Genomic DNA, 19,914 nt, shown 5'->3' with positions numbered 1-19,914 from the left:
TTGTCCTGGTCAAAAATCCCGAGTGACGAATTGTCTCCTTTTGCGGAAGCAGTACAGAGTTATCGCGAGTTGTCACCGTTGAATGTGTGGCGGCATGGCAGTCCGGCAGAAAAACGCGCCATTTTCGGCGGCTGGCTGCTGGTGCTGCTGCTTTGCGTGGCGCTGGGCGTGGCGACCGTCAAATGGCGCTGGTCCGGGATGCCAGTCGACATGGGCGGCATCACCGCCTACGTCACCATTTATCCTCCGCTGCCCATTTGCCTGCTGCTGACGCTGACGCTGGGCTGGTGGTGGGGCGCGATACCCGCTTATTGTTCGACCCTGGTGCTGGCGTTGTATGCCGGCATGCCCTTGCAGTGGGCGCTGCTGTTTGCCTGCGCCAACCCGCTCGGATTCAGCATCCTGGCGATCGGCTACCGCGCCATGGTGATGCGGCGCGACTTGCGCCACCTGACATCGCTGCTGTTCTATGTCCAGCTTTGCTTCATCGCCAGCATTTTCGGTTCGGCCGGAGCCCTGATCTGGAGCTATACCAACCACCTCGCGCCGGGGGCGCAGTTGCCGATCTGGCAGGGCTGGTGGCTGGGCTCCTTCCTGCAAAGCGTATTGATTGGCGGGCCGGCCATGGCCATGCTGTGGCCGCGCGTGGACCGCTGGCAGCTGCTGCGCCAGAAACTGATGCGACGGCGGCGCGGCGGCTCGCGCCGTTCCGTGCTGCGCATGCTGGCACCGGTGGCGGCGGGCGTGCTGATTTATGGCTTTGTCACGATTCGCCTGGCCGAAGCCGATGCCGTCCGCGCGCCGGAAGTGTTCCGCCAGACCGTGTGGATTTTCTATTGGGTGTTCGCGGCGATCATCATTTTCATCGCTTTCTTCGGCTACCAGCTGTTCTCGCACTGGCAGGATTCGACGGATGGCCTGCTGAACGAGATGCAGCGCCTGAATATCGACCTGGAGCGCCTGGCGACCACCGATGCGCTGACCGGTTTGCTGAACCGCCGTGCAGCCGACCGCCATCTGGACGCGGAGTGGCACCGGGCGCGCCGTTCCGGCCACGCCTCGTCGCTGGTGCTGCTCGATATCGACCATTTCAAGCAGGTCAACGACAAGTACGGCCACCCGGGCGGCGATGCGGCACTGCGCATGCTGGCCTCCTGCATCCGTTCGGTGATGCGGGAAGTCGACGCAGGCGCGCGCTACGGCGGCGAGGAATTCCTGATCGTGCTGCCGGAAACCGGGCGCGAAGGGGCATTCGTCTTTGCCGAGCGCCTGCGCGAGCGCGTGGCGGGCTGCGAGATCAACCATGACAACCGCCTGTTCCGCTGCCAGGTCAGCCTTGGCATCGCCGTCAGCGACAAGCACGAGGCCAGCTATGAACAGTGGGTGCGGCGTGCCGACGAGGCGCTGTACCGCGCCAAGCAGGGCGGCCGCAACCAGGCGGTCATGGGCGTGTAACAGTCTTACTTCACGTCTTACTTCAGCAGGCCGGCCAGTTCGACCGCAGTCTTCACCTGCATCTTGTCGAAGATGTGGGCGCGATGCACTTCGACAGTGCGCATCGAGATGCCCAGTTCGTCGGCCACCACCTTGTTCATCTTGCCGGCCAGGATCAGGTCCAGCACTTCGCGTTCGCGGCTCGACAGCGTGGCCAGGCGCGCCTGCACGGCAGCCTTGCCGCTGGCCTGGCGCGAGGCTGCCAGGCCTTCCTGTACGCGGTCCATCAGCTGGTTGTCGTTGAAAGGCTTTTCGAAGAAGTCGAAAGCGCCGCGCTTGAGGGTATCGACCGCCATCGGCACGTCGCCGTGGCCGGTCAGGAAGATGACGGGCAGGCGCGCCGTCAGCCCGCGTGCCGCCAGTTGGTCGAACGCGGCCACGCCGCTGATTTCGGGCATGCGCACGTCGAGCAGCACGCAGTCGCCCTCCGGATCGAAAGCGCCGCCTTGTGCAAAAGCCAGGAAGGCGGCCGCGCTCTCGTAAGTCGTAGCGGCGATGCCGCGCGAGGAAGCGAGCCAGGACAAGGCATCGCGCACCACGGCTTCATCGTCAACGATATGTAGCATTCTGGGGTCTCCCGAATTTGCTCTATTGGGCGCCGCCGGCAACCGGCAGCGTAAAAGTGAATATGGTACCGCCTTGCGGGTTGTCGCGGTGCGTCAATGTGCCGCCGTGGAACTCGATCGCGGTGCGGCAAATGTTGAGGCCCATGCCCATGCCTTCCGCCTTGGTCGAGAAGAAGGGCGAGAACAGGCGCTCGGCCACGTCCTGCGGAATGCCGTGGCCATTGTCGATGACCTGCACCACCACCATGCCGGCCTGCGGATCGCTCTCGGCTACCACGCGCAGCACGCGCTTCAGCGGCTGCACGTCGCCCATCGCTTCGATGCCGTTGCGGGTCAGGTTCAGCAGCACCTGCTCGATCAGCATGCGGTCGGCGCGCACCAGCGGCAGCGATTCGGGGATTTCTATTTGCAGCGACACGTGATGCTGGCGCGCTTGCAGCTCGATCAGCACCAGGATCGCGTCGAGCATCGATTGCAGCGCCACATCCTGGCGCTCCGATTCGCGGTTCTTCACGAATTCGTGCACGCTGCGGATGATCTGGCCGGCGCGCTGGGCCTGTGAGCCGGCCTGCTCCAGCGCCGGCTTCAGCATGGCCGTGTCGCCGCCGCGCGCCAGGATATTCAAGGCGCCCGTGGTATAGCTTGAAATGGCCGCCAGCGGCTGGTTCAGTTCATGCGCCAGCATGGAGGCGATTTCGCCCATGGTGGCCAGGCGCGCGCTGGCTTGCAGCTTTTCCTGGTGCTGGCGGTTCAGTTCCTCCATGCGTTTGCGGTCGGAGATGTCGAGGATGGAACCCATATAGCCGGTGTGGCGGCCTTCCTTGTCCACCAGCGGCGCTTCGAACACCAGCACCGGGATGCGGGTGCCGTCGGGGCGCTGGAACAGGGTTTCGAATTCGGGCGTGATGGAACCGGCCAGCACGTTGGCCAGGCGGTGCTGGTATTCCTCCATGACGTCCGGCGCCCAGTACGGCATGGGCGGCGAGCGTCCGATCAATTCCTCCGCCGGGTAGCCCACCATCTGGCAGAAGGCAGGATTGACGTAGGTGATGCGGCCTTCCAGGTCACGTGCGCGCAAGCCGGTTACCAGCGAGTTTTCCATCGCCGTGCGGAAGGTCATTTGCTGCCGCAGTTCGCCTTCCGCGGCCAGCCGGCGCGAAATGTGGCCCCACAGCGCAAACAGGCTCCACAGCAGGGCCAGCGACAGCGCGATGACCGAGCCGACCAGCAGGTTGGGCAGCAGCTTCGGTTCGCTCTTGACGCTATCGGTCATCAGCGTGATGGTGGCGCCGGGCAGGTCGAGGGCGCGCTTGTGGGTGTAGACGCCGTGGCCGGGGCCGGCCGAACTGCGGCGCGCCAGCACCTTGTCGTCCCGGTCGAGAAGGGAGATCTGGTTATCCTGCGCGAACCACCACGGCACCATTTCATCGAGCAGGCTGCTGAGCTGGAAGGTCGCTACCAGGCTGCCGATCCACTGGTCGCCGCGGTAGATCGGAAACAGCAGGTCCATTTTCAGCGTTTCCGGCGCGGCGTCGCCGCCGACCGGTTCCGGTTCGGCGTAGACCGGCGAGTGGGTGCGGCGCGCATGGTCCTGCGCCGCCAGCGCGGCCGGGCCGAGCAGGGCGCTGCCGGTCGGGCTGACCGGTGCGCCTTCGCTGGCTACCACGATCCGGCCCTTCGTATCGACCTGCACCACGCTTTTCAGCTCGGCGCCATTTTTCAGCATGCGGCCCATGCGCTGCTGCACGTCGGCCGGCGCCGGGTGGCCGGTAGCGATTTCATTGGCCAGGCCGCGCAGGCTTTCCTCGTGGCGCCCTAACTGGAAGCGGATCGATTGTTCCACCCACAGCGTATCGGCGATCAACTGCTCCTGCCGTTCATTGCTTTCAAGCTGGCGCGCCTGCCAGGGCAGCCAGAACACGATGGCGACGAACAGCAGCACCAGCACTACCGGCAGCAGCCAGCGGATGGAAAATGGCAGGGATATGCGTTTAAACATGCGCCGAGGGTATCGAATCCAGTTACTGCTTGTATTGTGGGTTTCCACAGTTGTGTGCCACCATTCCGCTCAACACAATATAAAGTGAGAATAATAATGCACCAGAATCGCCGGGAGACCTTATGCATTTGAAGACCCTCCTGGCCGCCTTCGGCGCGGCCGTCCTTGTCACGTCCCAAGCGTTCGCGCAGGCGCCCATCGTCATCAAATTCAGCCACGTCGTCGCGCCGGATACGCCCAAGGGGCAGGCAGCTGAGCGCTTCAAGCAGCTCGCGGAGAAGGCCACCGGCGGCCGCGTCAAAGTCCAGGTATACCCGAACAGCCAGCTGTATAAGGACAAGGAAGAACTGGAAGCCCTGCAACTGGGCGCGGTACAGATGCTGGCGCCCTCGCTGGCCAAGTTCGGCCCGCTGGGCGTGAAGGAATTCGAGGTCTTCGACCTGCCCTACATCTTCCCCAACAAGACCGCGCTGTACAACGTCACCGAAGGCCCGATCGGCAGGTCGCTGCTGAAGAAGCTCGAGACCAAGGGCATTACCGGCCTGGCGTATTGGGACAACGGCTTCAAGGTCATGTCGGCCAACCGCCAGCTGCGGGTGCCGGCCGACTTCAAGGGCCTGAAGATGCGGATCCAGTCCTCCAAGGTGCTGGACATCCAGATGCGCGCGCTGGGCGCGGTGCCGCAGTCGCTGGCCTTCTCCGAAGCCTACATGGCGCTGCAGACCGGCGTGGTGGATGGCACCGAGAACCCGCCATCGAATATGTACACGCAGAAGATGCATGAGGTGCAGAAGCACCTGACCATTTCCAACCACGGTTACCTGGGCTACGCGGTGATCGTCAACAAGAAGTTCTGGGACGGCCTGCCATCGGACATCCGCAGCAAGCTGGAAGGCGCGATGAAGGAAGCCACCACTTACGAGAAAGCCATCGCCCAGCGCGACAACGACATGGCGCTGGAAGCGATTCGCAAGTCCGGCAAGACCCAGATCTACAACCTGAGCGCCCAGGAACAGGCGCTGTGGCGCAATGCCCTGCTGCCGGTGCAAAAGCAGATGGAAGAGCGCATCGGCAAGGACCTGATCCAGGCCATCAACCGCGAAACAGCAAAGTGAAATCCTGTCAAGTTGCTCAAAATAAATAACGATATTCGGAAAAAGATCGGTTACTATGGCGACGCCCCCGAACGGTGCAGCTTGCACCATGATGGTAACGGGCACAGGATTTAGTGGGGAGTGAAGAAGAAGAACTAGCGGCCCGGCCGCGGATCATAGAGGAGACACGCTGCCTGACAGTATGCTGTTGGCCGCCGCCACAAGCGGGGTTAGATGGCCGGGGTGGTGAAAAAAAAGATTCAAGACGCACCTGAGGGTGCGTTTTTTTTTGCCCTATCCTGGCGCGCTGGTGTAGCATGATTGCCACAGTTTTATTGGAGTAAGCGTGACCGAAAAACAACATGTTGGCAGGGACTTCAGCGCCATCATCCATCTCCCGTTCGGCGCCATGGGCGTCGGCACGGCCGGCGCCGTCGTGACGGAATTGTTTTACCTGCCCGGCGACACGCCGGAACAGGCGCCGGCCAATGCCCTGGCCGAAAACGCCGTGCAGCAGCTGCTGGCCTATTGCGACGATGCCGACTATGTCTTCGACCTGCCGCTGGCAATGCGCGGCAGCGAATTCCAGCGCCGCGTGTGGCAATCCTTGCGCGAAATCCCGCGCGGCCAGGTGCGCACTTACGGCGAGCTGGCCAAGCACCTCGATTCCGTGGCACGCGCCGTAGGGCAGGCTTGCCGCACCAATCCCTTCCCGCCGCTGGTGCCCTGCCACCGCGTGATGGGCGCCAACAGCCTGGGCGGCTTTGCCGGCAGCGACGACCAGAACGGCTTCACCCTTGGCGTGAAGCGCTGGCTGCTGGCACACGAAGGACATAAAGAGTATCAATGGCAACAGGCAACCTTGCTCTGATCGACGAGTTCTGCGACAGCCTGTGGCTGGAGGACGGGCTGTCCAAAAACTCACTCGATGCCTACCGGCGCGACCTGACTGCCTTTGCCAAATGGCTGGAAACGGCGCGGCCCTCGGTCGGCAGCCTGCACGCAGCCGGCACCGCCGACCTGCAGGCCTATTTCGCGGCGCGCCACGAGGACACCAAGGCCAGTTCGGCCAACCGCCGCCTGTCGGCCCTGAAACGCTTCTACCAGCTCGCGCTGCGCCAGCGCCATATCTCGGAAGACCCTTGCCTGCGCATGGCCTCGGCCAAGCAGCCGCTGCGCTTCGTCCATACCCTGAGCGAAGGGCAGGTGGAAGCGCTGCTGGCCGCGCCCGACCTGCGCACGCCGCTTGGCATCCGCGACCGCACCATGCTGGAACTGATGTATGCCAGCGGCCTGCGGGTGTCGGAACTGGTTGCACTGAAAACCCTCGAACTGAGCATGAATGACGGCGTGCTGCGCATCACCGGCAAAGGCGCCAAGACGCGCCTGGTGCCGTTCGGCGAGCAGGCGCGCCTGTGGATCGAGCGCTACCTGCGCGAAGCGCGCGGAGTCATCCTCGACGGCCAGCAGGACGATGCCCTGTTCATCACCGGCCGCGGCGGGCCGATGACGCGGCAAATGTTCTGGGTGGTGGTGAAAAAGCATGCCCAGAAGGCCGCCATCACGGTTCCGCTGTCGCCGCACACCCTGCGCCACGCGTTCGCCACCCACCTGCTGAACCACGGCGCCGACCTGCGCGTGGTACAGTTGCTTTTGGGCCACTCTGACATTTCTACAACACAGATTTATACGCACGTTGCCCGCGAACGTTTGAAGCAGATTCATGCGCTACATCATCCACGCGGATAATTTCGTTTGCGCAGCGCCGTCAATCGGCTTACCTTGAAGCCTGGGAGGATCACAACATGGCGAAGACAAATTTCCAGTACGAAAAACGGCAACGCGAGTTGGAAAAGAAACGTAAGGCAGAAGAAAAAGCCCAGCGCAAGCTGGACGCAAAAAACCGCCCTCCGACGGAACAATCGGCCGATGAGGCCGGTTTTGAAACCGCGGAGTCGGACTTGACCACACCGGACTGATGAATCGAAGCCTTTTCGCCACCAGCATTCTTGCTACCGCCTGCCTGACCAATTTCCCCGCATCTGCCGCCGAAGCTGCGGCGCCCACGCCACAGTGCGCGGTGCAGCCCGAGAACCCTGACCCCGCCTTCGCCTATGTAATTGCAAGCTCGGCCGCAGTGCGCGCGGCGCCATCGGCAACGGCCGAGCTGATCGCGTATGCGCCCATTGCGACCCGGCTCAATGTGTTGTGCCAGCAGGAAAGCTGGTTGAAGGTGGATGTCCTGGCGTCAAGCGGCTTCCAGGGGTGGATGCGGGCCAACCTGCAGGGCCGCGACATGCCCACCATTGAAGCGGCGCTCGCTGCGCTGCATGCCATCGGACCCGGTAACTTGCCTGCCTTGCGCACGCAGGGGGAACGGGTGATTGCCCTCGATCCGGTGGCAGAGCGCAACTATGAAACCGTATTGCAGGCCTTGCGGCAAGCGGGCGATGCCGAGACGGTGCACAAGCTGGAAGCGCGCCTGGCAGCGCTGCGCTCGCCCACGGTGGCGCAAGGAAGCGATGAACCGAAGGTGATCTTCATCGCAGACAACGGCAACATGAGGCCGCTCGCGCGCCTGGAAGGCAGCAAGCTATTCAGCTTCCCATCGATTGGCGGCACCGGCCTGGAGTACAGCAAGGATTACCTCAGCTATGTGGCGCGTTATTTTGCTGCTGGCCGGGCCTATCATTTCTACACCCGTGGCGGTGTCGATGGCATGGCGCTGGCACAGCGATTCAGCGACGAGCTGGAGCAGCCAATGGCCACCATCAAGCGTGTCGCGGCCAAAGCGCCGGGGGCCAATGGCCTGATGGCGAACTTCAAGCTCACCGAAAAGCAGCCGGACGGCGAACTGGCGGCCAGCGCCGGCCAGCAAAAAGCTGCACTGGAGCTGGCGCGCAATGTGCTGAAAGCCAAGGGCGTGCAGCCTGCAGATATTCCGCGCATCCTGGAGGCGGAGCATGTCGCGATCAGCGCTGTTCCCGGCCAGGACGGCGCGGCGCCAGTGCTGGTATTGACAGCCAACCTGGCGATCCCTCCGGAGAAGCAGCAACAGGACATGCTGGTTTTCCGCATCTATACCCTGCTGCTGGTGATGGAGGCGAACAGCCAGGGCAAGTACGAGGTAGCGCACCAGGTATTCAGGAAGGCTTCGGGAGAGAGCGAGGAGACCACCCTGGACTTCCTGACGTATGCCGATGTCAACCAGGACGGCAAGCCGGAACTCGTGCTGCGCGAAGGATTTTACGAATCCAACGGCTACTGGATCCTTGGCCGCCAGGGCAAAGCATGGAAAGAGCTGGTGGAAGCGAACCGCGGCAAGTGATTGGCCGCCGTATCGTCCCCGCCAATGCGGGGACGGGTAAGGCGACCTTTGCTATGCGGCTTCCGCCACGCCGGGTTTTTCAGAGTCAGGGGCGTCGTCGTGGTGGCCGCGGCGCAGCCAGCGCTTGGCGCGCTTGCCGAAGGAGTCGAGGTAGGTGTAGGTCACCGGTACCACCACCAGCGTCAGCAGGGTGGAGGTGATCACGCCGCCAATCACTGCGCGGCCCATCGGGGCCTGGGTTTCGCCGCCTTCGCCGAGGCCGATCGCCATCGGCAGCATGCCGAAGATCATGGCCAGCGTCGTCATCAGGATAGGGCGCAGGCGCACCTGGCCGGCCGCCATGATGGCGTCGAACTGGCTCATGCCTTCACGCTGGCCATGGTTGGTGAAGTCCACCAGCAGGATCGCGTTCTTGGTCACTAGCCCCATCAGCATGATCACGCCGATCACGGAGAACACGTTCAGCGTGGAGCCGGTCGCCAGCAGCGCCACCAGCACGCCGATCAGCGACATCGGCAGCGATACCATGATCGCAATCGGCTGCAGGAAGCTGCCGAACTGCGAGGCCAGGACGATGTAAATGAACACCACCGCAATGCCCAGCGCCGTGATGGCGCCGTTCATCGTCTCGGCCATCTGCTGCGCGTTGCCGGCCACGTCGAAGCGCACGCCGTCCGGCAAAGTCATCGAGTCCATGGCTTTCTTCACGTCGGCATCCACGTCGCCGGCCGGCCGGCCTTCGGTGCCGGCGTAGATCGCCACGCGGCGCTGCAAGGCCTGGCGCTTCAGCACTTGCGGGCTGAAGCCGGGCACGAAGTCCACCACCTGGCGCAGCGGCACCATCAGCGGGTTGCCGTCCGGGCCGGTCTTGCTCGAAGTGAGCGACAAGTCGGCCAGGTCGGCGATGCGCTGGCGGCCCGACTTCGGCAACTGCACGTTGACTTCATAGTTCTGGCCATCGGCCGCCAGCCAGTAGCTGGCCGTGTCGCCCGCCACGAAAGGACGCATGGCGCTGCCGATCTGCTGCACGCTCAGCCCCAGGTCGCTGGCCAGTTCGTTGTTGATCTTGATCAGGGTCGAAGGATTGGCGCCTTCCTGGCTGTATTCCAGGTCGGCCACGCCCTTGATCTTGCGCATCTTGGTCATCAGCGTCTGCGCAGTTTGCTCCAGCTTCGCCTCGTCGGTGCCGAGGATGGCAATGAAGATCGGCTTCTGGCCTACGGACATGGTGATGCCGGGGATGCTCTCCAAGCGCTTGCGGATGGCGCTCTCCAGCTTTTGTTGCGACTGGCGGCGGGTCTTCCTGGCGTCGGTCAGTTTCAGGCGCATGAAGGAGATGTGGCGACCGGCGGGATCGCCGACGTTGGCCAGCACGGCGTCGATTTCAGGGAATTCCTTGAGCGCCGCTTCCACCTGCTTCACCTTGGCGTCGTTGTATTCCAGGCTGGAGCCGACCGGCACCTTGAACTGCAGGAAGATCTGGCCCTGGTCGGTTTCCGGGAACATCTCGCCACCAATCATCGGCACCAGCATCAGGCTGCCGACGAACAGCGCAAAGGCCGAAGCGAGCGTCAGCTTGCGCCATTTCAGGGCGAAGGCCAGCACCTTGCCGTACAGCTTGTGCACCCTCTCCACGCCATGCTCGACTTTTTCCATGATGCGGCCCAGCCACGGCAGGTATTTGAAGCGGTCCTTGACCGGGTCATGCCATACCGACGACAGCATCGGGTCCAGCGTGAAGGATACGAACAACGACACCAGCACCGCCACTGTCACGGTCACGCCGAACTGCAGGAAGAAGCGGCCGATAATGCCCTCCATGAAGGCCACCGGCACGAACACGGCGACGATCGCAAAGGTGGTCGCCATCACGGCAATGCCGATTTCATTGGTGCCGTCTTCCGCCGCCTTGCGGTGGTGCTTGCCGAAGCCGAGGTGGCGCACGATGTTTTCACGCACCACGATGGCGTCATCGATCAGCAGGCCAATGCACAGCGACAGCGCCATCAGCGTCAGGAAGTTCAGGGTGAAACCGAAGGCCTTCATGGCGATGAAGGAAGCCAGCACCGAGATCGGCAGCGTCAGGCCGGTGATGATGGTCGAGCGCCACGAGTGCAGGAAGAAGAACACGATCACCATGGTCAGGATCGCTCCTTCGATGATGGTGCGCTTCACGTTATCCAATTGCGCCTGCACGCGTTCGGACTGCGAATCCATCACCTTGATCTTGATGTCGTCCGGCAGGGTCTTGCGCAGGGTTTCCACTACTTTCAGGATGCCGTTGCCGACTTCAACCACGTTGGCGTCCTGCACCTTGGTGATGTCGAGCGATACGGCGCGCTTGCCGTTGACGCGCGAGATCGACTGTTCTTCCGCCTCGCCGTCGATCACGTCGGCCACCTGGTCCAGGTAGACCGGGCCGTTGGCGCGGCGCGCCACGATGATCTTGTTGAATTCCTGCGCTTCTTTCAGCTTGCCTTCCACCCGTACCAGGGTTTCCGTCACATCGGCAGTCAGGCGCCCGGCGGGAAGATTGGCGTTGGTGTTCTGGATGGCGCGCATGACTTCGTCCACGCCGACGCCTTGCGCACGCATGTCGGCTGGGCGCAGGCTGACCAGCATCTGGCGCTTGGTGGTGCCGAACACGCGCACCTGGCCCACGCCCGGCACGCCCTGGAAGCGCTTGGCCAGGATCTGGTCGGTCATGGTGGACAGCTCGCGCAGGCTGCGCTTGTCCGAGGTGAAGGACAGGCTGACGATGGGCTGGTCGTTCTCGCCTTCGGCGCGGGCGATGAAGGGCTCTTTTGCTTCGCGCGGGAATTTCGGGCGCACCAGGGCGATCTTGTCGCGCATGTCCTGCATCGCCTTGTCCATATTGGTGGACAGTTCGAATTCGACGTACACGCCGGCCTTGCCCTCCCACGAGTTGGCGCGGATGGTCTTGACGCCGGAGACGGTGTTGACGATGTCCTCGATCGGGCGGGTGATGTCGTTTTCCACCGCCTCCGGCGAGGCGCCCGGATACACCACTTCAATCGCAGCAAACGGGAACGAAACGTTCGGCATGGATTCCACGCCGAGGCCTTTGTACGAGAAGATGCCAAGCACCATCAGCGCCACCATCACCATGGTGGCAAAGACCGGCTGGCGGATCGAGATTTTAGTGATCCACATGGCGGCGCCCCTTAACCTTTAGCTGCAGCCAGCAGGGCAGGCTTGGCGGCCGGGACGCTTGATGGCGCGGCCAGCTTCACCTTGGCGCCTGGCTTCACGCCGTCCAGCTTGGAGATGATGACGTTGGCGCCCTTGTCCAGGCCAGCAGTGACTTCGGCCAGGCCCACGTCTTCGCTGCGCAGCCCCAGGCTGACCGGCTGCGACACGATGATGCCGTTGGAGACCAGGTAGACCACCTGCTTGCCTGCTTCTTCGCGCAGGGCGGCCAGCGGCACCATTGGCGCTTCCTTGGTGCGCTCGGTGGTGATATTGCCTTTGGCGAACATGCCGCCGCGCAGCACGCCATCGGCATTCGGCACCGAGATATAGACCAGCATCGCGCGCGAGCCGGCTTCCGTCGTCGGGTTGATGCGCGCCACCTTGCCGCTGAAATCGCGCCTGGCGAAGCCGTCGACGCGGAAGCTGACTTCCTGGCCGATTTTCACGCGCGGGATATCGGTGGTGGGCACTTGCGCCTCCAGCGTCAGCTCTTGCAGGCCGACGATGGTATAGACAGGCATGTCAGGCGCGACTTTATCGCCCGCCTGAACATGACGTTTGGAGATGATCCCGCTGATCGGCGCGCGGATTACGCTGTCGTTCAGCGCAATGCGGGCCAGCTCAACCATGGCGGAAGCAGATTTGACGTTGGCGTGCGCCAGCTCGACGGCGTTGGCCGTGGTGTCGAAGCTGGTCTGCGAGATGAATTTCTGCGACAGCAGCGCTTTCGCGTTGTATTCGTTTTTCTGGGCCATGCTCAGCCTGGCCTGGGCTTCTTCCAGCATGGCCTGCTGCTGGGCCAGCCGTGCTTTCAGGTCGGCCTGGTCGAGGCGGGCCAGCACTTGGCCATCCTGCACCGACACACCTTCGCGCAAGGCCGCTTCCTGCACCTGGCCCGAGACCTTGGATTTGATCGTGGCCTGGTTGACCGGAATCAGCGAACCCGACAGTGGGAGGCCGACCGACAGTGGGCGCGCATCGATGGCGGCGACATCGGCACTGGCCAGCTCCAGCACTGGCGCAGGCTTGGCCACTCCAGCCTTGGGCGCTTCCGCCGGCTTGGCCTGCGATTTCATGACCGTCCAGCCACCGCCCGCCAGACCCGCTACAAGCAGGCCGATCAGGGGAAGGCGCCAGCGTTTCGGGGATTTCAGGTGCACGGGTTGTGGGCTCATTTTTGTCTCTTCGTCAATGTTGTCCGCTGGCGCGGGTTGCGATGGTGTCACTGTAGGTTTTAACAAGTCCAGCAGCCACGGGAATGCGATAAAGCGCACAAACGGCGACCTGAAATGCAAAAAGTGAGGATGGAGCCGCGTCTTCCTGCACACCTTTGATGCAGCGCAATCGGCGCGCCGCCCCAGTTGGCAAAAATGGGACTATGAGTACCACCATGCCTTCCTTGCACCATGCGCTGACGCCTGCCCATGCCGCGCTCGATCTGATCGCGCGGATGGTCGCGGCGCTTGAGCTGACGCCGCTGGTGTCGGTCTGCAGCTTCGACCGCGATGGCGTGATCCGGTTCTGCAACCAGGCTTACGCCGATATGCTCGGCGTTAAAGTTGAGGCAGCGATCGGTCAAGCCATGTCTACCTTGTGTTCGCATGGTGTGCGACAGGCGGAGCATGATGCAATGGTGGAAGAAGTCTGGCGCAACGGCCACTCGCCGCCAGCTGGCGACTGGCATGTCAAGACCGGCGACGGCCGTGAGCTCTGGCTGTATTCGACTTGCATTCCCGTCTGGCACGACGGTGAGTTGGCCCAGATTTTTTGCATGCAAGTCGATATCACGCAGCGCCGCATGGATTTTGACGCACTAAAGGCGGCCGGCGTCAACTTCCACCATATGTTCCAGCGTTCCAGCGACGCGATCTTCCTGCTGCGCGACGGCGTGGTGGAAGAGGCCAACCCGGCGGCTGTGTGCCTGTTCAAGTGCGAAGGGCCCGAGCGCCTGGTTGGGCGCAGCCTGCACGATTTTTCTCCGATGACGCAGCCGTCGGGCCAATTGTCAGCGGAAGCCGAGGCAAGCATGGCCGAGGAGGCTCGGCAGGGCGGCAACGCGCGCGGCGAATGGCATTATGTGGACTGCGAAGGCGCGCTGTTCTGGGCGGAAGTGCTGCTGACCGCGATTTCCCTCGACGGCAGTAACCTGTATTACGTGGTGGTGCGTGATATTTCCGAACGTAAGCGCGCTGAGCGCGCGCTGTACCTGGCGGCCCAGGTGTTCGAGAACAGCCGCGACGCCATTGTGCTGACCGACCGCGGCCGACGGGTGATTGCCCTCAACCGCGCCTTCACGGACATCACCGGCTTCTCACCGCAGGATATGCTGGGCAAGCCGGTCAGCCTGTACCGCTCCGGCGTGCATGACGAATCGTTTTATCGTGAAGTATGGGCGCAGGTGGATGCCAGCGACCATTGGGAAGGCGAATCCTGGGGGCGCAAGCAGGACGGGGCGCTGTTTCCCTGCTGGACCAGCATCAGCGCCATCCGCGACAGCGCGGGCCGTGTCAGCAACTATATGGGCACGGTCACCGATATCACCGAGCGCAAGAAGACTGAAGAACACACGCGCCACCTGGCCGAACACGATTTCCTGACCGACTTGCCGAACCGGGTACTGCTGCTCGACCGGCTGCGGCTGGCACTGGCGGCAGCGCGCCGCAACCACGCATTGCTGGCGGTGTTGTTCGTGGACCTTGACCGCTTCAAGATGGTCAACGATACGCTGGGCCACTCTGTCGGCGACCGGCTGTTGAAGGAAGTGGCCAGCCGGCTGGTGCATTGCGTGCGCGAGGCCGACACGGTGAGCCGGCAGGGTGGCGATGAATTCATCATCGTGCTGTCGGATGTGGCGGGGCCGGAGGGGGCGGCGCATGCTGCGGACTCGGTGCTGCATGCGCTGGAACAGGAGTTCGTGCTGGGCGAGCACATCGCGCATGTTTCCGGTTCGATCGGCATTGCCATGTTTCCGGCCGACGGGGACGAGATCGACACGCTGCTGAAGAATGCCGATATCGCCATGTACCATGCCAAGCAGGAAGGCCGCAACGGCTACCAGTTCTTCAGCGGAGAAATGAATGCGCGTGTCGTCGAGCGCTCGGGGCTGGAGCATGGCTTGCGGCGCGCGCTGGCCGAGCAGCAGTTTGAACTGGTGTTTGAGCCGGAAGTGGATATTGCCAGTGGCGCGGTGGTGGGGATGGAGGCGCTGGTGCGCTGGCGCCATCCCGAATTCGGCGTGCTGTTGCCGGAGCGCTTTATCGATGTCGCCACCGAGGCCGGCCTGATGGTCGCTGTCGGCAACTGGGTGCTGGAGGAAGCCTGCCGCCATGCGCGCGGCTGGCAGGACGAGGGGCGCGAGCTGGTGGTGTCGGTCAACCTGGCGCCGGTGCAGTTTGTGCATAAAGACCTGCTCGACTGCGTGGGCAAGGCCATGCGCATGGCAGGGTTGCCGCCGCGCCTGCTGGAACTGCAGCTCACCGAGGCCATGCTGATGCAAGGAGGCGCGCAGACCGAAACCGTATTGGGGAAATTGCGCGGCCTTGGCGTGCGGCTGTCGATCGACGACTTCGGCACCGGCTACTCGCGGCTGGGGCAGCTGAAGGACAGCCCGATCGACAAGCTCAAGATTGCCCAATCCTTCTTTGAGCGCGGCACCGACGCTACCGCCATTCGCACCATCATCGCCATGGCGCGCAGCCTGGACATGACGGTCATCGCCGAAGGCGTCGAAACCGAAGCCCAGCTCCAGCTCCTGCGCGAGCTTGGCTGCGACCAATTTCAAGGCCACCTGGCCGGTGTCGTTGCTGGAGCGGGGCTGGGCGAGGAGGCTGGAGGTGGTCACCAACCATGACCACCTCGCTGGCGTAAGCATGAGAAACCTAGCGCAGCCGCAGGCGCACCAGCACCTGGCCGTGATCGGAAACTTCGGGGCGTTCCTGCCGCAGGTGGTCGTTGAAATAGCTGACGTCCAGCACTTCGCCGATGGCGCGCGGCGAGACGGGATTGAATTCTTCCGACACCAGCACGTGGTCGATGGTGGAGTAGTGGCCTTCGTGAATGCTGGTGTAGGCCACGTGGCGCAAGTGGTCTTGCCGCAGCTGGATCTGGTTGGCGTCGTACATGCGGCCGCGCCGCTCGTCGCCAGGCATCAGGCCGCCGCCGTTGCCCAGCACAATGGTGGTGGTCACCGCATCAGCTGTATCGTTGAAATCCCCCAGCACGATGCAGGGGCGGCGCGATTCGCGCATCATCTTGCTTAACAATACCCGCAAAGCCACGGCTTCCGTGCCGCGCCAGACCAGCGAGCGCAAGCTGGCCATGGCCAGGTGCAGCGGGTCTTCCGAGGTGTCGCCGCTGCGGTAATCGGGGCGGCGCGATTTCAGGTGCACCACGATGACGTCCACCACCACTTCGTTAGGAAGCACGATTTGTGCGTGCAGAGGCGCCCGCGCGAAACGGTCCGACTCCGCCAGGCCTGAATCGGCCGGTACACCTTCGGGAAAATTGGCATAGACTTCCGGCGCCACCGCCAATGGCAGGCGCGATACCAGCGCCACATTGGGCGTCAAGCGGGACGCCTGCGGATCGGGATCGAAGCCTGCATGCACCGCATCGCGGTATTTGCGGGTGCGCGAGAGCACGTCGCGCAAGGCTGCCTGCGAGAAGATTTCCTGGAATCCGATCACGTCGGCATCGAGCTGGTCCAGTTGCTGCGCGGTCCATTCCGCCTTGGCCTCGTATTCCTGCTCCGTCAAAGGCTGCAGGTTGTCGTACAGTTTCGCCCCTGGTGGAGCAAGGTTGCAGACATTGAAGGTGGCAAAGCGAATTTCTTGCTGCATAATGAGAAACTCCTCTCTTGGCATTAGCGTATCACGGCATGGCAAAAAAAGAGCACATTTCCGAAACACCGGCGACAGCTTTACTGCGCAAGCACAAAGTCGCTTTTTCCGAACATCCTTATGAGTATGAAGAGCATGGCGGCACCTCCGTCTCTTCGCGCGAACTGGGCGTCGACGAGCACCATGTGGTGAAGACCCTGGTCATGCAGGACGAGGCGGCCAAGCCGCTGATCGTGCTGATGCATGGCGACTGCAAGGTCTCGACCAAGAACCTGGCGCGCAATATCGGTTGCAAATCCGTTGAACCTTGCAAGCCCGAGGTGGCCCAGCGCCATTCCGGCTATATGGTGGGCGGCACGTCGCCGTTCGGCACCAAGAAGGCGATGCCGGTGTATGTCGAAGAAAGCATCCTCGGCCTGGAAACGATTTATATCAATGGCGGGCGTCGTGGCTTCCTGATTGGTATCAAACCAACGGTGTTGACCGCAGTACTGGCAGCCAAGCCGGTGCAATGCGCATTGGCGGATTGATAAGATTGGCTTGCCGCCGTGCCGCCCGCGCTGGACGGTATGGTGTATAGTCGCTGCCGCATATAAAAACAACGAATCCTGGGGATTTATGATTACTTTGCTTTTGATTATTGGCGCTTACTTGATCGGCTCGATTTCCTTCGCCGTCGTGGTGAGCAAGGTCTACGGCCTGGACGACCCGCGCACCTATGGCTCCGGCAATCCCGGCGCGACCAACGTACTGCGCAGCGGCAATAAGGGCGCCGCGATCTGGACCCTGATCGGCGACGCTTTCAAGGGCTGGCTGGCGGTCTTCTTGGTGGACCACTTCCAGCAGCAACTGGGCCTGGGTGACCAGGCGGACCAGATCATCTCCCTGGTGGCGGTGGCTGTATTCGTTGGCCACCTGTGGCCGGTATTCTTCAAATTCGAAGGCGGCAAGGGCGTGGCAACTGCGCTGGGGGTGCTGCTCGCGCTGAACGTATGGCTGGGCCTGGCGACGCTGGCGACCTGGGCGGTGGTGGTGTATGCCTTCCGCTATTCCTCGCTGGCTGCCCTGATCGCTTCCGTGTTTGCCCCGTTTTACTATGGCCTGCTGTTCGGCGCCGAGCCGCAACTGGCTGCGGTGTTGGTGATGAGCGGCCTGCTGATTTGGCGCCATTCCAAAAACATTGCTAACCTTATTGCTGGCAAAGAAAGCCGCATCGGCAGCAAAGCCAAGAAAAAGGCCTAGAAAACCATGACTACTACCCCGATCCGCATCGACTTCGTCTCCGACGTTTCCTGTCCCTGGTGTGCGATCGGGCTGAATAGCCTGGAAGTGGCGCTGTCCCGGCTTGGCGACAGCGTCCAGGCGCAAATCCATTTCCAGCCCTTCGAACTGAACCCGCACATGGTTCCGGAAGGGCAGGACATCACCGAGCACCTGCGCCAGAAATACGGCGCCAGCCCCGCCCAGCAAGAGCAAACCAGGGAAATGATCCGCCAGCGCGGCGCCGACGTCGGTTTCGACTTCGGCGTAGGCATGCGCAGCCGGATTTACAACACTTTCGATGCCCACCGCCTATTGCACTGGGCTGGCGAACAAGGCAAGCAGAAGGAGCTGAAAAAGGCCCTTTTCGACGCCTATTTCACACGCGGACAGGACCCGAGCTCACGCACCCTGCTGGTGCAAGTCGCCGGCAAGGTAGGCCTGGACGAGGCGGAAGCCGTGCAAGTGCTGTCTTCTGGGCGCTACGCGCAGGAAGTGCGCGATATGGAGCACTTCTACCACCGCAACGGCATTCAGTCAGTGCCGGCCGTCATCATCAACGAAAAACACCTGATTTCTGGCGGGCAACCACCAGAAGCCTTTGAGCGCGCGCTGCGGCAAATCATGGCGGACAAATAAGACTATTATCTTGCTAACAACCTTGTTACACTTGGTATAGTAACAAGGGAGAGAGCATGTCTGCCGCCGAAAAAATCATAACGACGCTGTACCCAGGGCAGTCGGACGACCACAACCGCCTGGCCGCGCTGCACCGCTACGAGGCCCTTGACGCGCCCGCTAGCGAAGATTTCACCTTCCTGACCGAGTTGGCCGCCAAGGTCTGCGACGTTCCCTATGCCTTCATTACGCTGGTCGACGCCGAGCGCGCCTTCGTCAAATCCTTTACCGGACTGGCGGTGGGATCCATGCCGCGCAGCCAGTGTTATTGCTCGCTGGCGGTGCTGGGCGACGCGGCCACCGAGATCTGCGACCTGAGCAAGGACGCCCGCACTGCGGCCATGCCGCTGACGACGCAGGCACCGTTCATGCGCATGTACAGCAGCGTGCCGCTGACCACCAGCGACGGCTTGGCGATCGGTACCCTGTGCGTGATGGACAGCAAACCCGGTTGCCTGTCCAGCTCACAGCGGGACATGCTGCGCAAGCTGGCACGCCAGGTGATGGCGCTGTTCGAGCTGCGCGCCAACGAAAAGGCGCTGAAATCCTCAATGGATGAGCTGGAAACCCTGGCCACTACCGACGAGCTGACCGGGCTGCACAACCGCCGCTCGCTGATGAACCGGCTTCGTTTTGAGGTCGCGCGCACGCGCCGCTTCCGCACGCCGCTGTCGGCAGTGATGCTCGATGTTGACCACTTCAAGAACGTCAACGACGAGTTCGGCCACCAAGTGGGCGACGAAGTGCTGGCCGCCATCGGCCGCCTGGTGCGCGAAAACGTGCGGGTGATCGACGTGGCTGGACGCTACGGCGGCGAAGAATTGTGTATCCTGTTGCCGAACACGCCGCTCGAAGGGGCGCGCAAGTTCGCAGAGACGTTGCGGTCGCGGATCGAGGCCCAGGTGCACAGCGCCGGGGCCCGCACGGTAGCGGTGACGGCCAGCCTTGGCGTCGGCTCCTTCAATCACATGGATATTGATGATGCCGAAATGCTGCTGAAGCAGGCCGATGCCGCCCTGTACCGCGCCAAGGCCAATGGCCGCAACCGTGTGGAAGGTTGAACAGGACAGGAGTTTGCATGCCGAAGGCAATTTGGAATGGCGCCGTGATTGCGGAAGCCGATAGCAGCGAAGTCGAGATCGTCGAGCACAATATCTATTTCCCGCCATCGCGGGTCAAGCAGGACTATCTCCAGCCAAGCCAGCACACCACGCTGTGTCCATGGAAGGGCGTGGCCAGCTATTACAACGTGGTGGTGGATGGCAAGGTGAACGCCAACGCCGCCTGGTACTACCCGTCGCCAAAAGAAGCGGCCAACAATATCAAGGACCGCATCGCCTTCTGGCACGGCGTGGAGGTCCAACATTAATTTTGAAAGTCGGGGTCAGCTCCGGCAATCGGACATAAATTTCGCTTGCGAAATTTATGTCCGATTGCCGGAGCT

Annotated in this window: 17 protein-coding genes; 12 read left to right on the top strand and 5 right to left on the bottom strand. The window is 62.5% G+C overall.

The annotated features are described in order from the left end of the window. The first annotated feature begins 30 nt into the window (after positions 1–30). On the top strand, positions 31–1,455 hold the full coding sequence (locus tag ASD58_RS08890) for a diguanylate cyclase (RefSeq protein WP_200951592.1): 1,425 nt from the start codon (positions 31–33) through the stop codon (positions 1,453–1,455). Between the two features lie 17 nt (positions 1,456–1,472). Here ASD58_RS08890 and ASD58_RS08885 read toward each other — a convergent pair whose 3' ends face one another. After that, positions 1,473–2,060, bottom strand: a complete 588-nt coding sequence (locus ASD58_RS08885) for a response regulator transcription factor (protein WP_057260768.1) — start codon at positions 2,058–2,060, stop codon at positions 1,473–1,475. Between the two features lie 22 nt (positions 2,061–2,082). After that, entirely contained in the window at positions 2,083–4,059 is a 1,977-nt protein-coding gene (locus ASD58_RS08880) for a nitrogen regulation protein NR(II) (protein WP_057260767.1), read from the bottom strand. 122 nt (positions 4,060–4,181) lie between these two features. Here ASD58_RS08880 and ASD58_RS08875 point away from each other — a divergent pair, with 122 nt between their 5' ends. The 5 genes from ASD58_RS08875 (at position 4,182) to ASD58_RS08860 (ending at position 8,481) form a co-directional block, all read left to right on the top strand. Continuing rightward, positions 4,182–5,174 (top strand): TRAP transporter substrate-binding protein, encoded by a 993-nt coding sequence (locus ASD58_RS08875; RefSeq protein WP_057260766.1) that lies wholly within the window; start codon positions 4,182–4,184, stop codon positions 5,172–5,174. 325 nt (positions 5,175–5,499) lie between these two features. Further along, entirely contained in the window at positions 5,500–6,024 is a 525-nt protein-coding gene (locus ASD58_RS08870) for a methylated-DNA--[protein]-cysteine S-methyltransferase (protein WP_229209940.1), read from the top strand. Then, complete coding sequence (gene xerD, locus ASD58_RS08865) at positions 6,000–6,902, top strand: site-specific tyrosine recombinase XerD (RefSeq protein WP_057260765.1); 903 nt, start codon at positions 6,000–6,002, stop codon at positions 6,900–6,902. The genes ASD58_RS08870 and xerD overlap by 25 nt, the downstream gene beginning before the upstream one ends. 56 nt (positions 6,903–6,958) lie before the next feature. Beyond that, the gene (locus ASD58_RS31810) at positions 6,959–7,132 is read left to right on the top strand and encodes a hypothetical protein (protein WP_200951597.1); all 174 of its coding nucleotides are present in this window, start codon (positions 6,959–6,961) and stop codon (positions 7,130–7,132) included. Beyond that, a complete protein-coding gene (locus ASD58_RS08860) occupies positions 7,132–8,481 on the top strand; it encodes an SH3 domain-containing protein (protein WP_057260764.1) in 1,350 nt (449 codons plus the stop codon). Before ASD58_RS31810 ends, ASD58_RS08860 begins: the two co-directional genes overlap by 1 nt. Before the next feature lie 51 nt (positions 8,482–8,532). Here ASD58_RS08860 and ASD58_RS08855 read toward each other — a convergent pair whose 3' ends face one another. Both ASD58_RS08855 and ASD58_RS08850 read right to left on the bottom strand, forming a co-directional pair. After that, the gene (locus tag ASD58_RS08855) at positions 8,533–11,655 is read right to left on the bottom strand and encodes an efflux RND transporter permease subunit (protein ID WP_057260763.1); all 3,123 of its coding nucleotides are present in this window, start codon (positions 11,653–11,655) and stop codon (positions 8,533–8,535) included. An 11-nt stretch (positions 11,656–11,666) separates the two neighbouring features. After that, a complete protein-coding gene (locus ASD58_RS08850; protein WP_057260762.1) occupies positions 11,667–12,869 on the bottom strand; it encodes an efflux RND transporter periplasmic adaptor subunit in 1,203 nt (400 codons plus the stop codon). 215 nt (positions 12,870–13,084) lie between these two features. On the opposite strand from ASD58_RS08850, the gene ASD58_RS08845 reads away from it, so the two are divergent. Then, complete coding sequence (locus ASD58_RS08845) at positions 13,085–15,544, top strand: EAL domain-containing protein (RefSeq protein ID WP_229209939.1); 2,460 nt, start codon at positions 13,085–13,087, stop codon at positions 15,542–15,544. 28 nt (positions 15,545–15,572) lie between these two features. Here the strand turns inward: ASD58_RS08845 and ASD58_RS08840 are convergent, their stop codons facing one another. Further along, positions 15,573–16,532, bottom strand: coding sequence for an endonuclease/exonuclease/phosphatase family protein (locus ASD58_RS08840; RefSeq protein ID WP_057260760.1), 960 nt, complete (start codon positions 16,530–16,532; stop codon positions 15,573–15,575). 38 nt (positions 16,533–16,570) lie between these two features. Between ASD58_RS08840 and ybaK the strand changes: the two genes are divergently transcribed. The 5 genes from ybaK to ASD58_RS08815 all read left to right on the top strand — a co-directional run bounded on the left by ybaK (position 16,571) and on the right by ASD58_RS08815 (position 19,839). Continuing rightward, positions 16,571–17,062 (top strand): Cys-tRNA(Pro) deacylase, encoded by a 492-nt coding sequence (gene ybaK / locus ASD58_RS08835; protein WP_057260759.1) that lies wholly within the window; start codon positions 16,571–16,573, stop codon positions 17,060–17,062. A gap of 88 nt (positions 17,063–17,150) precedes the next feature. Further along, complete coding sequence (gene plsY / locus ASD58_RS08830) at positions 17,151–17,774, top strand: glycerol-3-phosphate 1-O-acyltransferase PlsY (RefSeq protein WP_057260758.1); 624 nt, start codon at positions 17,151–17,153, stop codon at positions 17,772–17,774. Positions 17,775–17,780: 6 nt separating this feature from the next. Then, a complete protein-coding gene (locus tag ASD58_RS08825) occupies positions 17,781–18,431 on the top strand; it encodes a DsbA family oxidoreductase (RefSeq protein WP_057260757.1) in 651 nt (216 codons plus the stop codon). 56 nt (positions 18,432–18,487) lie between these two features. Next, positions 18,488–19,531, top strand: a complete 1,044-nt coding sequence (locus ASD58_RS08820) for a sensor domain-containing diguanylate cyclase (RefSeq protein ID WP_057260756.1) — start codon at positions 18,488–18,490, stop codon at positions 19,529–19,531. A gap of 17 nt (positions 19,532–19,548) precedes the next feature. After that, the gene (locus ASD58_RS08815) at positions 19,549–19,839 is read left to right on the top strand and encodes a DUF427 domain-containing protein (protein ID WP_057260755.1); all 291 of its coding nucleotides are present in this window, start codon (positions 19,549–19,551) and stop codon (positions 19,837–19,839) included. Positions 19,840–19,914: the final 75 nt, after the last annotated feature.

Origin of the sequence: Duganella sp. Root1480D1 (genome assembly GCF_001427305.1) — a bacterium.
Lineage (GTDB): Bacteria > Pseudomonadota > Gammaproteobacteria > Burkholderiales > Burkholderiaceae_D > Rugamonas.
The sequence above is the reverse complement of the archived record's forward strand: the minus strand, read 5'-3'. Positions and strand labels throughout refer to the sequence as shown.